Source organism: Streptococcus sp. 20925_1_69 (assembly GCF_041432365.1).
Classification (GTDB): Bacteria; Bacillota; Bacilli; order Lactobacillales; family Streptococcaceae; genus Streptococcus.
In genome coordinates this window covers 52,173-66,400 of record NZ_JAPVZL010000011.1, presented here as the reverse complement: position 1 = coordinate 66,400, position 14,228 = coordinate 52,173, and the positions used below count along the sequence as shown (strand labels likewise).

At 42.5% G+C, this 14,228-nt stretch carries 16 protein-coding genes; all 16 read left to right on the top strand.

Annotated features, from left to right (window positions below; translation table 11 throughout):
- Positions 1 to 1,706 (top strand): LPXTG cell wall anchor domain-containing protein (locus O3601_RS08120; protein WP_371472404.1); only part of this gene is annotated, 1,706 nt, incomplete at its 5' end.
- A gap of 176 nt (positions 1,707 to 1,882) precedes the next feature.
- Positions 1,883 to 3,013 carry a radical SAM family heme chaperone HemW gene (gene hemW, locus O3601_RS08115; protein WP_371472402.1) on the top strand — a complete coding sequence of 377 codons (1,131 nt, stop codon included), beginning with the start codon at positions 1,883 to 1,885 and terminating at the stop codon, positions 3,011 to 3,013.
- 4 nt (positions 3,014 to 3,017) lie between these two features.
- The gene (locus O3601_RS08110) at positions 3,018 to 3,755 is read left to right on the top strand and encodes an acyl-ACP thioesterase domain-containing protein (protein ID WP_371472400.1); all 738 of its coding nucleotides are present in this window, start codon (positions 3,018 to 3,020) and stop codon (positions 3,753 to 3,755) included.
- Positions 3,756 to 3,762: 7 nt separating this feature from the next.
- Positions 3,763 to 4,536 carry a TIGR01457 family HAD-type hydrolase gene (locus O3601_RS08105; RefSeq protein WP_000875449.1) on the top strand — a complete coding sequence of 258 codons (774 nt, stop codon included), beginning with the start codon at positions 3,763 to 3,765 and terminating at the stop codon, positions 4,534 to 4,536.
- Complete coding sequence (locus O3601_RS08100; protein WP_371472410.1) at positions 4,526 to 5,143, top strand: TIGR01906 family membrane protein; 618 nt, start codon at positions 4,526 to 4,528, stop codon at positions 5,141 to 5,143. The genes O3601_RS08105 and O3601_RS08100 overlap by 11 nt, the downstream gene beginning before the upstream one ends.
- Before the next feature lie 210 nt (positions 5,144 to 5,353).
- Complete coding sequence (locus O3601_RS08095) at positions 5,354 to 5,755, top strand: Spx/MgsR family RNA polymerase-binding regulatory protein (protein ID WP_000631255.1); 402 nt, start codon at positions 5,354 to 5,356, stop codon at positions 5,753 to 5,755.
- On the top strand, positions 5,755 to 6,033 hold the full coding sequence (locus O3601_RS08090) for a UPF0223 family protein (protein WP_001041979.1): 279 nt from the start codon (positions 5,755 to 5,757) through the stop codon (positions 6,031 to 6,033). The genes O3601_RS08095 and O3601_RS08090 overlap by 1 nt, the downstream gene beginning before the upstream one ends.
- The gene (locus tag O3601_RS08085; RefSeq protein ID WP_173278587.1) at positions 6,023 to 6,796 is read left to right on the top strand and encodes an inositol monophosphatase family protein; all 774 of its coding nucleotides are present in this window, start codon (positions 6,023 to 6,025) and stop codon (positions 6,794 to 6,796) included. Before O3601_RS08090 ends, O3601_RS08085 begins: the two co-directional genes overlap by 11 nt.
- On the top strand, positions 6,797 to 8,101 hold the full coding sequence (locus O3601_RS08080; protein WP_371472396.1) for an RsmF rRNA methyltransferase first C-terminal domain-containing protein: 1,305 nt from the start codon (positions 6,797 to 6,799) through the stop codon (positions 8,099 to 8,101).
- A 221-nt stretch (positions 8,102 to 8,322) separates the two neighbouring features.
- Entirely contained in the window at positions 8,323 to 9,201 is an 879-nt protein-coding gene (locus O3601_RS08075; protein ID WP_000746329.1) for a phosphate ABC transporter substrate-binding protein PstS family protein, read from the top strand.
- The gene (gene pstC / locus O3601_RS08070) at positions 9,201 to 10,118 is read left to right on the top strand and encodes a phosphate ABC transporter permease subunit PstC (RefSeq protein WP_001070903.1); all 918 of its coding nucleotides are present in this window, start codon (positions 9,201 to 9,203) and stop codon (positions 10,116 to 10,118) included. The genes O3601_RS08075 and pstC overlap by 1 nt, the downstream gene beginning before the upstream one ends.
- Complete coding sequence (gene pstA / locus O3601_RS08065) at positions 10,108 to 10,992, top strand: phosphate ABC transporter permease PstA (protein ID WP_000543046.1); 885 nt, start codon at positions 10,108 to 10,110, stop codon at positions 10,990 to 10,992. Before pstC ends, pstA begins: the two co-directional genes overlap by 11 nt.
- Positions 10,993 to 11,002: 10 nt before the next feature.
- Positions 11,003 to 11,806 (top strand): phosphate ABC transporter ATP-binding protein PstB, encoded by an 804-nt coding sequence (gene pstB, locus O3601_RS08060; RefSeq protein WP_000049845.1) that lies wholly within the window; start codon positions 11,003 to 11,005, stop codon positions 11,804 to 11,806.
- A 12-nt stretch (positions 11,807 to 11,818) separates the two neighbouring features.
- The gene (pstB, locus tag O3601_RS08055) at positions 11,819 to 12,577 is read left to right on the top strand and encodes a phosphate ABC transporter ATP-binding protein PstB (protein WP_000133485.1); all 759 of its coding nucleotides are present in this window, start codon (positions 11,819 to 11,821) and stop codon (positions 12,575 to 12,577) included.
- 11 nt (positions 12,578 to 12,588) lie between these two features.
- Complete coding sequence (gene phoU, locus O3601_RS08050; RefSeq protein ID WP_371472391.1) at positions 12,589 to 13,242, top strand: phosphate signaling complex protein PhoU; 654 nt, start codon at positions 12,589 to 12,591, stop codon at positions 13,240 to 13,242.
- 157 nt (positions 13,243 to 13,399) lie between these two features.
- A complete protein-coding gene (locus tag O3601_RS08045) occupies positions 13,400 to 14,215 on the top strand; it encodes an ABC transporter substrate-binding protein (RefSeq protein ID WP_023942905.1) in 816 nt (271 codons plus the stop codon).
- Positions 14,216 to 14,228: the final 13 nt, after the last annotated feature.

The window sequence follows — 14,228 nt, the reverse complement described above, 5'->3', positions numbered from 1 at the left end:
CAAAACCAGGTAAGATTACCGAACCAGGAAAACCATCAGTGGAAGTTCCTAATGTAACAACCCCGGCTAAAGTAACTCCAACCGTAGACTTGGAACAAGATCCTAAGACTGGTGATGTTACAGTGACACCTAAGAGACCAGATGGCTCAACATACCCACCAGGAACAGTAGTAGAAATTCCAGGTAAAGGTGACAAGCCAATCACAGTAACAATCGGAGAAGATGGTAAAGGTAAAGTACCAAACAGTGAATTACCAGACGGTAAGGTTACAAAACCAGGTAAGATTACCGAACCAGGCAAACCATCTGTTGAAGTTCCTGAGGTCACAACCCCAGCCCATAAGACACCAACACTAGATGTGAAACGAGATCCTGAGACAGGTGACGTTACATTAACACCGAAGAAACCAGATGGAACAACATATCCACCAGGAACTACGGTAGAAATCCCAGGTAAAGATGGCAAGCCAATCACAGTAACAATCGGTGAAGACGGTAAAGGTAAAGTACCAAACAGTGATCTACCAGATGTAGAAACACCAGGTACAGGTAAGATTACCGAACCAGGTAAACCAGCTGTTGAAGTTCCTAATGTAACAACCCCAGCTAAAGTAACTCCAACCGTAGAGTTGGAACAAGATCCTAAGACTGGTGATATTACAGTGACACCGAAGAAACCAGATGGCTCAATCTACCCACCGGGAACAGTAGTAGAAATTCCAGGAAAAGGTGACAAGCCAATCACAGTAACAATCGGAGAAGATGGTAAAGGTAAAGTACCAAACAGTGAGTTACCAGACGGTAAGGTTACAAAACCAGGTAAGATTACCGAACCAGGAAAATCAGCTGTTGAAGTTCCTAATGTAACTACACCAGCTAAATTTACACCAACTACCCCAACGACAGAAACACCAGGTGAGATTGAAATTACACGCAAACCAAATGGTGATGCGATTGTAACGCCTAAGAAACCAGATGGAACGACTTACCCATCAGGTAGCAAGGTAGAAATTCCAGGAGAAAATGGAACAACAATCACAGTTATAATTGGTGACAATGGTTCAGGTGAAGTACCAAATGACAAGCTTCCAAAAGGAGACTTGCCAGGAAAAGGAACCGTCACAGAACCGAATAAGAAACCATCACAACCAGTAGATGTAACCACACCAGCTCGTAAGACACCAACAATAGAGTTGGATCAAGATCCTAAGACAGGTGACGTTACAGTAACACCGAAGAGACCAGATGGAACAACATACCCACCAGGAACTACGGTAGAAATCCCAGGTAAAGATGGAAACCCAATTATCGTTACAATCGATAAAGAAGGTAAAGGTAAAGTACCAAACAGTGAATTACCAGACGGTAAAGTTCCAGGTACAGGTAAGATTACCGAACCAGGTAAAGCCACTGTAGAAGTTCCAGTAGAAACTCCAGCTAAGGTAACACCAGCAACACCTGGTACGCCAGTCAAACCTGACACTAATGGAGGTTCTGGTCAAGATACACCTGCACCAGGTACTCCAACTCCAAATGCAGATCAGGTAGATACTAAGACTACTGTTGATAATGGAGCTAAGTCAAATGATTCTCAAAATGTATTGCCAAATACAGGAACAGAATCAAATGCTGCTCTTGCATCTCTAGGACTTCTTGGACTATTGAGTGGATTTGGAATTGTAGCTCGCAAGAAAAAAGAAGACTAAAAATTTAGTCAAATGAACATTCATTCTTTTGTGTTTTAACAACGAACTAGATTGATTCTGATAGTTGTGTTATCCATAAAATACAAAGAATGATTAGATAAAGAAAGCGAACAATGCTAGGATTTTGTTAAACGGAATTCTAAGTATTGTTCGCTTTTTGTGGTATAATAATTACTATGCAGAAAAAACCAACGTCAGCCTATGTGCACATCCCATTTTGTACCCAGATTTGTTATTATTGTGACTTCTCAAAGGTTTTCATCAAAAATCAGCCAGTTGATAGCTATTTGGAGCATCTGCTGGAAGAGTTTCGTTCTTATGATATTCAAAAGTTGAGAACCCTCTACATCGGTGGTGGGACACCAACAGCCCTGTCAGCTCCGCAACTGGAGGTACTATTGGATGGATTGACTAAAAACTTAGACTTGTCTGCCTTGGAAGAGTTGACCATTGAAGCCAATCCAGGCGACTTGGATGCAGATAAGATAGCTGTTTTGAAAAGTTCGGCTGTCAATCGTGTTTCTCTAGGTGTGCAGACCTTTGATGATAAGATGCTGAAAAAGATTGGGCGCAGTCATTTGGAGAAGGATATTTATGAAAATATCGACCGTCTGAAACTGGCTGGTTTTGACAATATCTCCATTGATTTGATTTATGCGCTGCCAGGTCAGACTATGGAGCAGGTCAAGGAAAATGTGGCTAAGGCCATTGGGCTGGATATTCCCCATATGAGTCTGTATAGCTTGATTTTAGAAAACCATACGGTCTTTATGAACCGTATGCGACGAGGGAAATTGCCTCTGCCTAAGGAGGAACTGGAAGCTGAGATGTTTGAGTACATCATCGCAGAGCTGGAACGAGCTGGTTTTGAACATTATGAGATTTCCAATTTTTCCAAACCCGGTTTTGAAAGTCGTCACAATCTTATGTACTGGGACAATGCTGAGTACTATGGCATCGGTGCTGGGGCATCTGGTTATGTAAATGGCGTCCGCTATAAAAATCATGGTCCGATACGTCATTATCTAAGTGCAGTTGAGGAAGGCAACGCTCGCATCACAGAAGAACACCTGAGTCAAAAAGAGCAAATGGAAGAAGAAATGTTCCTGGGCCTTCGCAAGAAATCAGGGGTCTCCATGGCGCGATTTGAGGAAAAATTTGGACGGTCTTTTGATGGACTTTATGGAGAAATCGTCAGAGACTTGGTTCAACAAGGTCTCATGCAAATAGAGGGTGACCGAGTTCGCATGACAAAAAGAGGTCTCTTTTTGGGAGACACTGTAGCAGAACGATTTATTTTGGAGTAGGATGATGGGCTTAACTTATCAAATGAAAATGAAAATTCCTTTTGATATGGCTGATATGAACGGTCATATCAAGATTCCAGATGTGATATTGCTATCCCTACAAGTTTCAGGGATGCAGTCGATTGAGTTAGGAGTTAGTGATAAGGCTATTTTGGAAGACTATAATCTTATCTGGATTATCACAGACTATGATATTGAGGTGGCTCGTTTGCCTCGTTTTGCGGAAGAAATCACCATCGAAACGGAAGCCCTGAGCTACAATCGACTCTTTTGCTACCGTCGTTTCACTATCTATGATGAAGCAGGTCAGGAGCTTATCCACATGATGGCGACTTTTGTTCTTATGGACCGAGACAGTCGAAAAGTCCATGCTGTCGAACCTGAGATTGTGGCTCCTTATCAGTCTGAGTTTGATAAAAAGCTCATCCGTGGACCAAAGTATGAGTCCTTGGAAGAGCCAATCAGCAAGGATTACCATGTCCGTTTTTACGATTTAGATATGAATGGTCATGTCAATAACAGTAAATACTTGGACTGGATTTTTGAAGTCATGGGAGCTGATTTTTTGATTCAATATATTCCCAAGAAAATCAACCTCAAGTATGTCAAGGAAGTTCGACCGGGTGGAGTGATTACATCAGCTGTTGAACGGACTGGACTGGAAAGCAAGCATGAAATCACAAGCGATGGGGCTACCAATGCCCAAGCAATCATCACTTGGCAAGAAATAAAAAAGGATTAGAGAAAATATGAAATATAAAGGCTATTTAATTGATTTAGACGGAACTATTTATAAGGGGAAAGACCGAATCCCAGCAGGGGAGGCTTTTGTTCATGAATTGCAAAAGCGGGACATCCCCTATCTTTTTGTGACCAACAATACAACCCGCACTCCAGAGAGTGTTCAGGAGATGTTGGCTCAGAATTTTAATATCGATACGCCCCTATCGACTGTTTACACAGCGACTTTGGCGACTATCGACTATATGAATGACTTGGGGCTTGAAAAGACGGTCTATGTCATCGGAGAATCAGGTCTCAAGGAAGCCATCAAGGCGGCTGGTTATGTCGAAGACAAGGAAAATCCTGCCTATGTGGTAGTAGGTCTGGACTGGCAAGTTGATTATGAAAAATTTGCGACAGCAACTCTGGCTATTCAAAAGGGAGCTCATTTTATCGGAACCAATCCTGACCTCAACATCCCGACAGAACGCGGTCTTTTGCCAGGTGCTGGTTCGCTGATTACACTTCTTGAAGTGGCAACACGAGTGAAGCCTGTTTATATCGGGAAACCAAATGCCATCATTATGGATAAGGCGGTTGGGCACTTAGGTTTGGAACGTGAAGAATTAATCATGGTTGGGGACAACTACCTGACTGATATTCGGGCTGGGATTGACAATGGCATTCCAACGCTCTTGGTGACGACAGGTTTTACCAAGGCAGAAGAAGTGGCAGACCTGCCAATCGCACCGACTCATGTGGTTTCTAGCCTTGCGGAGTGGAACTTTGATGAAAACTAAACTGACCTTTTGGAGCTCTATGCTCTTTCTCCTCTCTCTTTCTATCCTTCTGACCATTTATTTGGCTTGGATTTTTTATCCGCTGGAAATTCAGTGGTTAAGTTTAACGGATCGGGTCTATTTAAAACCAGAAACCATTCAATACAACTTTCATATCTTGATGAATTATCTGACCAATCCTTTTAGTCAGGTCCTAGAGATGCCAGATTTTCGTTCGTCAGCAGCTGGTCTGCACCATTTCGCAGTGGTCAAGAATCTCTTTCATTTGGTTCAGCTAGTTGCCCTAGTTACCCTGCCAAGCTTCTATTTCTTTGTCAAAGGGATTGTGAAAAAGGGCTTCTTGTCTCTATTTAGTAAAGGGCTTTTGGCTCTAGTGGTTTTGCCTTTACTGATTGGGCTTGGAGGAGTGTTGATTGGTTTTGACCAATTCTTTACTCTTTTCCATCAAATTCTCTTTGTGGGAGATGATACCTGGCTTTTTGACCCAGCCAAGGATCCTGTTATACTGATTTTGCCAGAGACCTTCTTCCTTCATGCCTTCCTCCTCTTTTTTGCCCTTTATGAAAGCTTCTTTGGCTATTTTTACATAAAAAGTCGTAGGAAGTGAAACGAAAGATGTTCTTATTTCACATGTATAAATTAGGTGTGTGATTCGAAACTATCGTTAAGAGTGAATTAACTAATTCAGAAATGTATTAATCGTTCGCAAACAGTCTATTTTTCTGGAAAAATAGGCTTTTTTTCTAAAAATCTCTAGTCAAGCGCTTTATTTTTTTGTATAATAGAGGTAGCAAAGTATAGATAAGAAGAGAAAAGCATGATTACACTATTTCTATCACCGAGCTGTACTTCATGTCGTAAGGCAAAGGCCTGGCTAGAAAAACATAAGGTGCCCTTTGAGGAACACAATATTATGACCAGTCCCTTAACAAGAAAAGAATTGCAACACATCCTTTCCTTGACCGAAAATGGTACTGATGACATCATTTCAACTCGTTCAAAAATTTTTCAAAAATTGAATATTGATGTAGAGAGTATTTCGGTATCGGAATTGCTTCATTTGATTGAGCAGTACCCTAGTCTTTTACGTCGTCCAATTATTATTGATGCCAAACGCATGCAAATCGGTTTTAATGAAGATGAGATTCGTGCTTTTCTCCCTCGTAGTTACCGTAAGCAAGAACTAAAAGAAGCAAGAATGAGAGCTGGTATTAGTTAATGAACAAACAGTATAGTTACCCACTAGATTTGTCGTGGAGCACTGAAGAACTTGCTTCAGTGCTTTCTTTTTTTAATGATGTTGAAGCTGCCTATGAAGGCAAGGTAGAAGCTAAAAAGTTACTGGACTCCTATAAGGGATTCAAGTCTGTCGTGCCAAGCAAGAGTGAAGAAAAACGTTTGGGACGAGAATTTGAAACAGTTAGTGGCTATTCGCTTTACCGAGCAGTTCAGGCTGCCAAGGAAAAAGGGGAAGGAAAGATTTCTCTTGGAAAGTAAATTTGAATTTGCTAAAGAGCTTGTTAAGAAAGCAGGTCAGTACATCCTTGACCATATGCAGGAAGACTTGTGTGTTGAAACCAAGTCCTCTCCAACGGATTTGGTGACCAGACTGGACAAGGAAGTTCAGGAACTTTTGGTTAGTGAGATTTTGTCCCGTTATCCTAAGGATAAGATTTGTGCTGAAGAAGGTTGTCTGAGAGCCTCGGTTCAAGAGGGCAAGGTTTGGGTCATTGATCCCATTGATGGTACCAATAACTTTGTCGCCCAGCAGGAAGATTTTGCTGTTATGATGGCTTATTTTGAAAATGGTCAGGGACAGTTTGGTTTGATTTATGATGTGGTCAAGGGGGATTGTTATCACGGTGGTGGTAAGTTTCCAGTCTGTCGAAATAATAAGCCCCTAGCTCCCTTTCAAGAAAAACCACTTGGAGATTTCCTTATTGCAGGGAATAGTGGTATGCTGGAAACCAATGAATGGGGGTTGGCTGATTTGAGCCGAGCGGTTCTTGGTGTTCGTGTCTATGGAAGTGCGGCCATTAGTTTTGCCAAGATTTTGTCAGGGCGTTTGTTGACCTATGTCACCTATCTGCAACCATGGGATTATGCTGCGGCTAGTATTTTAGGGGAAAGTCTGGGCTATCGGGTGGTGACCCTTTCTGGTGAAGCTCCTGATTTTCAAACCAGACAGCCGATCATGATGCTACCTCTTGAGATGCAGGAGGAAATTCAGTCCTATATTTACGAAAGGAAAAGAACTTAAATGCAATTTCCAGAAGGATTTGTTGAAAAATATGAAGAGATACTAGGAGATGAGGCAAGAGATTTTCTTGCCTCTTTTGAGGAGGAAGCGGTTTCGGCCTTTCGGGTCAATCCTTTAAAAGAAGCGCCAGTTTCCTTTCCTGATGCTATTCCTCAAACTCCTTGGGGTCACTATGGTAAGGTTTCAGGAAAATCGCCTGAGCATGCTACAGGTTTAGTATATTCGCAAGAGCCTGCTGCTCAAATGGTGGCTCAGGTAGCCCAGCCCAGTCCTGGTATGAAGGTCTTGGATTTGGCCGCTGCACCGGGTGGCAAATCCACTCAACTAGCAGCCTATCTAGCTGGGGAGGGGCTGCTTGTTTCCAATGAAATTTCAAGCAAACGGGCTAAGATTTTGGTTGAAAATATGGAGCGCTTTGGAGCGACAAATGTCGTGGTGACCAATGAATCTGCTGACCGCTTGGCCAAGGTTTTTAAAGGCTATTTTGACTTAATCGTTCTTGATGTCCCTTGCTCTGGTGAAGGGATGTTTCGTAAGCAACCAGATGCTATGGACTATTGGAGCTTAGATTATCCAAGTCAATGTGCTAGTCTTCAAAGAGAAATTCTGAAAGATGCAGTGACCATGCTAGCAGAGGGAGGTCGTCTGGTTTATTCAACATGTACCTGGGCACCCGAGGAAAACGAAGAGATCGTCAATTGGCTACTGGAAGAGTATGATTTTGACTTGCTACCAGTTGAGCATATCAATGGAATGGTAGCTGGTATTGATCTGCCAGAAACGGCTCGGATGTACCCTCATCAGTTTAAGGGAGAGGGGCAGTTTGTCGCTCATTTACAATTTAAAGGTGACAATCCAGCACCTAAATTTAAGGCAAGTAAGAGTAATCTTAGCCGAGAACAAGTTGCCTTGTGGCAGGAATTTGCCCAAAAACACTTGAAAATCAATCTAAGGGGAATTTTGCAGACTTTTGGTGACCAACTCTATCTCTTGCCAGAACTCTTGCCAGATTTAGGGAAACTCAAGATTGCTCGCAATGGACTGCATCTGGGTACTTTTAAGAAGAAACGCTTTGAGCCTAGTTTTGCTCTTGGTCTAGCCTTGAAACCGAGTCAGGTCAAACAGTCGGTTGAAATTGACCAAGAAGGGTTTGTAAAGTATGTGGCTGGAGAAACCGTTCAGCTGGCGGAAAGTCTGCCAAATGGTTGGTATCAAGTTTTGGTTCAAGGAAATGGTTTGGGCTTTGCTAAGGTGACTGGAAATGTTTTGAAAAATTATTTTCCAAAAGGCCTCAGATTCAAGTGAAAATGCTAGTCAAAGTAGCTTGTCTATGTTATAGTGGAAGTATGGATTTTTTTCAAATTGTCTTTCATTTTAAGTCAAAATTGGTGGGCAAGGTAACTGAGCAAATTACTAGTAAAACCAAGCTAGCAACTTCAGTTGGCTCCCAATTTTAAAAAATAAAAACATAAATAAATAGTTGAAAAAATTCACAGCATTCACCAATATTTTCAAGGAGAAAAACAGTGAAAAAAAGGAAAAAACTCGCTCTATCCCTTGCGGCTCTTTTGCTAGCAGGTTCTTTGGCGGGATGTGCTAGCTGGATTGATCGTGGGGAATCCATGACAGCTGTTGGCTCAACGGCTCTTCAGCCCTTGGTCGAAGCAGCAGCAGATGAATTTGGTTCTATGCACGTTGGAAAAACAGTCAACGTTCAAGGTGGAGGATCTGGTACAGGTCTGTCTCAGGTTCAGTCTGGAGCCGTTGATGTAGGAAATTCAGACGTATTTGCCGAGGAAAAAGACGGTATCAACGCATCCGCTCTAGTGGACCATAAGGTAGCCGTAGCAGGCTTGGCAGTAATTGTGAACAAGGAAGTTGACGTTGAAAATCTGACAACAGAACAACTCCGTAGCATCTTCACAGGTCAAGTAACCAACTGGAAAGAAGTCGGTGGGAAAGACCTAGCCATTTCCATTATCAACCGTGCGGCAAGTTCTGGTTCGCGTGCAACCTTTGATAGTGTTATCATGGATGGTCAATCTGCTGTGCAGAGTCAAGAACAGGATTCAAATGGGATGGTCAAAAACATTGTTTCCCAGACACCAGGAGCCATTTCTTACCTAGCCTTTGCCTATGTGGATGACTCGGTGAAACGCATGAAGTTGAATGGCTATGAGCCGATTGCAGAAAATGTTACGACCAATAACTGGCCTTTGTGGTCTTATGAGCACATGTACACCCTAGGTCAACCAAACGAATTGGTGGCAGAATTCCTCAACTTTGTCTTATCAGATGAAGCGCAAAGTGGAATCGTTAAGGGAATGGGCTATATTTCTGTTAAGGAAATGAAGGTTGAAAAAGATGCTGTGGGAACGGTGACAGCACTAGAAGGGAGTCAATAATGAATCAAGAAGAATTAGCTAAAAAATTACTTTCTCCCTCAAAGAACTCTCGTTTAGAGAAACTAGGAAAAGGTTTGACCTTTGCCTGTCTGTCTTTGATTGTCATTATTGTGGCAATGATTTTGATTTTCGTAGCCCAAAAAGGCTTGTCGACCTTCTTTGTCAATGGAGTTAATATCTTTGATTTCCTATTTGGTCAAACTTGGAATCCTTCAGGTAAACAATTTGGTGCGCTTCCAATGATTTTGGGTTCCTTTATTGTCACAATCCTGTCAGCCCTTATCGCAACTCCTTTTGCCATTGGAGCAGCTGTCTTTATGACGGAAGTCTCACCAAAAGGTGCTAGAATCTTACAGCCAGCTATTGAATTGCTTGTAGGGATCCCTTCAGTCGTATATGGATTTATCGGTTTGCAGGTCGTAGTTCCTTTTGTTCGTAGTGTCTTTGGTGGAACTGGTTTTGGGATTTTGTCAGGGATTTTCGTTCTCTTTGTCATGATTTTACCGACGGTAACCTTTATGACAACCGATAGCTTGCGTGCAGTGCCTCGTCACTACCGCGAAGCTAGTTTGGCTATGGGAGCCACTCGTTGGCAAACCATCTGGCGCGTGACCTTGAAGGCGGCGCGTTCAGGTATTTTTACAGCAGTGGTCTTTGGGATGGCGCGTGCCTTTGGTGAGGCCTTGGCCATTCAGATGGTAGTTGGAAACTCAGCCGTAGTTCCAACTTCATTAACAACACCTGCTGCGACCTTGACCTCTGTGTTGACCATGGGTATCGGAAATACCGTTATGGGAACCGTTGACAATAACGTTCTCTGGTCACTGGCCTTAGTCTTGCTCTTGATGAGTTTGGCCTTCAACAGTGTGATTAAATTGATTACGAAAGAAAGAGGAAAGAAAAACTATGCACGCTAAGAAATTAGATAAAATTGCAACAGCTGTCCTCTACTCGATTGCAGGAATTATTGTTGCCATCTTGGCATCCTTGATTCTTTATATCTTGGTTCGTGGTTTGCCCCACATCTCTTGGTCTTTCTTGACTGGCAAATCATCTTCTTACCAAGCAGGCGGAGGGATTGGAATTCAGCTCTATAATTCTTTCTTCCTCTTGGTCATTACCTTGATTATTTCTGTGCCCTTGTCTATGGGAGCTGGGATTTTCCTAGCTGAATACGCCAAAAAAGGTCCTGTGACCAATTTTGTAAGAACCTGTATTGAAATCTTGTCTTCACTGCCATCAGTGGTTGTGGGTCTCTTTGGTTATTTGATCTTTGTGGTTCAGTTTGAGTATGGATTTTCAATCATTTCAGGTGCCTTGGCCTTGACGGTCTTTAACCTGCCTCAGATGACTCGTAATGTTGAGGACAGCTTGAAACACGTTCACCATACGCAACGTGAGGCTGGTTTGGCCCTTGGGATTTCTCGCTGGGAGACTGTGGTCCATGTGGTTATTCCAGAAGCTCTTCCAGGGATTGTAACTGGGGTTGTCTTGGCCTCTGGTCGTATCTTTGGTGAGGCGGCAGCTCTCATCTATACAGCAGGGCAATCCGCTCCAGCCCTTGACTGGTCTAACTGGAATATTCTTAGTGTGACCAGCCCAATCTCTATCTTCCGTCAAGCAGAAACCTTGGCTGTCCACATCTGGAAAGTCAATAGCGAAGGAACCATTCCAGATGGAACCATCGTATCAGCAGGTTCTGCAGCCGTGCTCCTCATCTTTATCCTCATCTTTAACTTTGGAGCCCGCAAACTCGGAAGCTACCTACATAAGAAATTAACCGCTGCCTAAAGGAGAAGCCATGTCAAAATATAATTGGGATGAAAAGCATATCATCACCTTTCCTGAAGAGAAAGTGGCCCTCTCTACTAAGGATTTACATGTTTACTACGGTAAAAAAGAATCCATCAAGGGCATCGATATGCAATTTGAAAAAAATAAAATTACAGCCTTAATTGGCCCATCTGGATCAGGGAAATCAACCTACCTCCGCAGTCTCAACCGTATGAATGATACCATTGATATTGCTAAGGTCACAGGTCAAATCCTCTATCAAGGGATTGATGTCAACCGTCCAGAAATTAACGTCTATGAGATGCGTAAGCACATCGGAATGGTCTTCCAACGACCAAATCCCTTTGCCAAGTCTATCTACCGCAACATCACTTTTGCCCATGAACGTGCAGGGGTTAAGGACAAGCAAGTCTTGGATAAAATTGTGGAAACCTCTCTTCGTCAAGCTGCCCTTTGGGACCAGGTCAAAGATGATTTGCACAAGTCAGCCTTGACTCTGTCAGGTGGTCAGCAGCAACGTCTCTGTATCGCTCGTGCCATCTCTGTCAAACCAGATATCCTCTTGATGGATGAACCAGCGTCTGCCTTGGATCCGATTGCGACAGCCCAACTGGAAGAAACCATGTTGGAATTGAAGAAGGACTTTACCATCATCATCGTGACCCATAGTATGCAACAGGCTGCGCGTGCTAGTGATTACACAGGATTTTTCTACTTGGGTGACTTGATCGAGTACGATAAGACATCTAATATTTTCCAAAATGCCAAACTACAGTCAACCAATGACTACGTAACAGGACACTTTGGATAGAAAGGAAACAGTATGACAGAAGCGATTTTACAGGTGTCAGACCTGTCCGTTTACTACAATCAAAAAAAGGCCTTGAATAGTGTTTCCCTATCTTTCCAACCCAAGGAAATTACAGCCTTGATTGGTCCATCTGGATCAGGGAAGTCAACTCTTCTCAAGGCAATCAACCGCATGGGGGATCTCAATCCAGAGGTGACCACAACTGGTTCGGTGGTTTACAACGGCCACAATATCTACAGTCCGCGTACAGATACAGTTGAATTGCGCAAGGAAATTGGTATGGTTTTCCAACAACCAAACCCTTTCCCTATGTCCATCTACGAAAATGTGGTCTATGGGCTTCGTATCAATGGAGTGAAGGACAAGCAAGTTCTAGATGAAGCAGTGGAAAAAGCCTTGCAACGAGCTTCTATCTGGGATGAGGTCAAGGACCGCCTGCATGATTCAGCTATCGGGCTTTCAGGTGGACAACAGCAACGTGTCTGTGTTGCCCGTGTCTTGGCAACCAGTCCTAAAATCATTCTTTTGGATGAGCCAACTTCAGCCTTGGACCCTATCTCTGCTGGCAAGATTGAGGAAACCTTGTATGGGCTAAAAAATAAATACACCATGCTCTTGGTTACGCGTTCTATGCAACAAGCCTCTCGTATCTCTGACAAGACAGGATTTTTCCTAGATGGAGATTTGATTGAGTTTAACGATACCAAGAAGATGTTCCTCAACCCACAACACAAGGAAACAGAAGATTATATTTCAGGAAAATTTGGATAAGGAGATAAATGATGTTACGTTCTCAATTTGAAGAAGATTTAGAGAAATTGCACAACCAGTTCTATGCTATGGGACAGGAAGTGCTATCCCAGATCAATCGTACAGTGCGTGCCTTTGTTACGCATGACCGTGATTTGGCCAAGGAAGTCATCGAAGATGATGCAGAAGTAAACGAATACGAAGTGAAGTTGGAGAAGAAATCATTTGAAATGATTGCTCTTCAACAACCCGTTTCTCAGGACTTGCGTACTGTTTTGACAGTCTTGAAGGCTGTATCTGACTTGGAACGTATGGGTGACCATGCCGTTTCCATTGCAAGAGCAGCCATTCGTATGAAGGGGGAGCAACGTATCCCAGCTGTTGAAGAAGAAATCAAGAGAATGGGTCGCGATGTCAAGAACTTCGTCGAAGCAGCCCTTGACCTCTATCTCAATGGTTCAGTAGATCAGGCCTATGAAGTAGCAGCCATGGACGAAAAAATCAACCAATACTTTGATAGCATTCGTGACCTAGCTACAGAAGAAATCAAGAAAAATCCAGATGCCATCGTTACAGGTCGTGATTATTTCCAAGTGATTGCCTTTTTGGAACGAATTGGAGACTATGCCAAAAATATCTGTGAATGGGTTGTTTACTTTGAAACAGGTAAGATTGTTGAACTATAAAATAGGTTCAATCTGTATAAAAAGGAGCTTGAAATCAACTGATAGCTCCTTTTATTGAATGAAAAAAATATTTTTAAGATAAAAATTCAAAAAACACTTGACAAGCACCTTGGATAGCGTTATAATTATACAAAATTAACAGAGAGGTTGTTTATTTATGAAATCAAAAAAATGGATATTTGTTTTATGTAGTTTTCTTGCAAGTTTCTTCTTAGTAGCTTGCCAGTCAGGTTCTAATGGTTCTCAGTCAGCTGTTGAAGCCATTAAGCAAAAGGGGAAATTAGTTGTAGCGACCAGTCCTGACTATGCACCTTTTGAATTCCAATCCTTAGTTGACGGAAAAAATCAGGTAGTCGGTGCGGACATTGACATGGCTCAAGCTATCGCTGATGAACTTGGGGTTAAGTTGGAAATCTCAAGCATGAGTTTTGACAATGTCTTGACCAGTCTTCAAACTGGTAAGGCTGACCTAGCGGTTGCGGGAATTAGCGCTACTGACGAGAGAAAAGAAGTCTTTGACTTTTCAATCCCTTACTATGAAAACAAGATTAGTTTCTTGGTTCGGAAGGCTGATGTAGAAAAATACAAGGATCTAACTAGCCTAGAAAGTGCCAATATTGCAGCCCAAAAAGGAACTGTTCCAGAATCAATGGTCAAGGAACAATTGCCAAAAGCTCAATTAACTTCCCTAACAAATATGGGTGAAGCAGTCAATGAATTGCAAGCTGGAAAAGTAGATGCTGTTCACATGGATGAGCCTGTTGCCCTTAGCTATGCTGCTAAAAATGCAGACCTAGCTGTCGCAACTGTTAGCTTGAAGATGAAGGACGGAGAAGCCAATGCGGTTGCCCTTAGAAAAAATAGTGCTGATTTGAAAGAAGTGGTGGACAAGGTCATCCAAAAGCTCAAGGATGAAGGAACCTACCAAAGCTATCTTGAAAAAGCAGCAAGCCTAACAGAAGTTGAAGAATAAGAAAAAGCAGAGT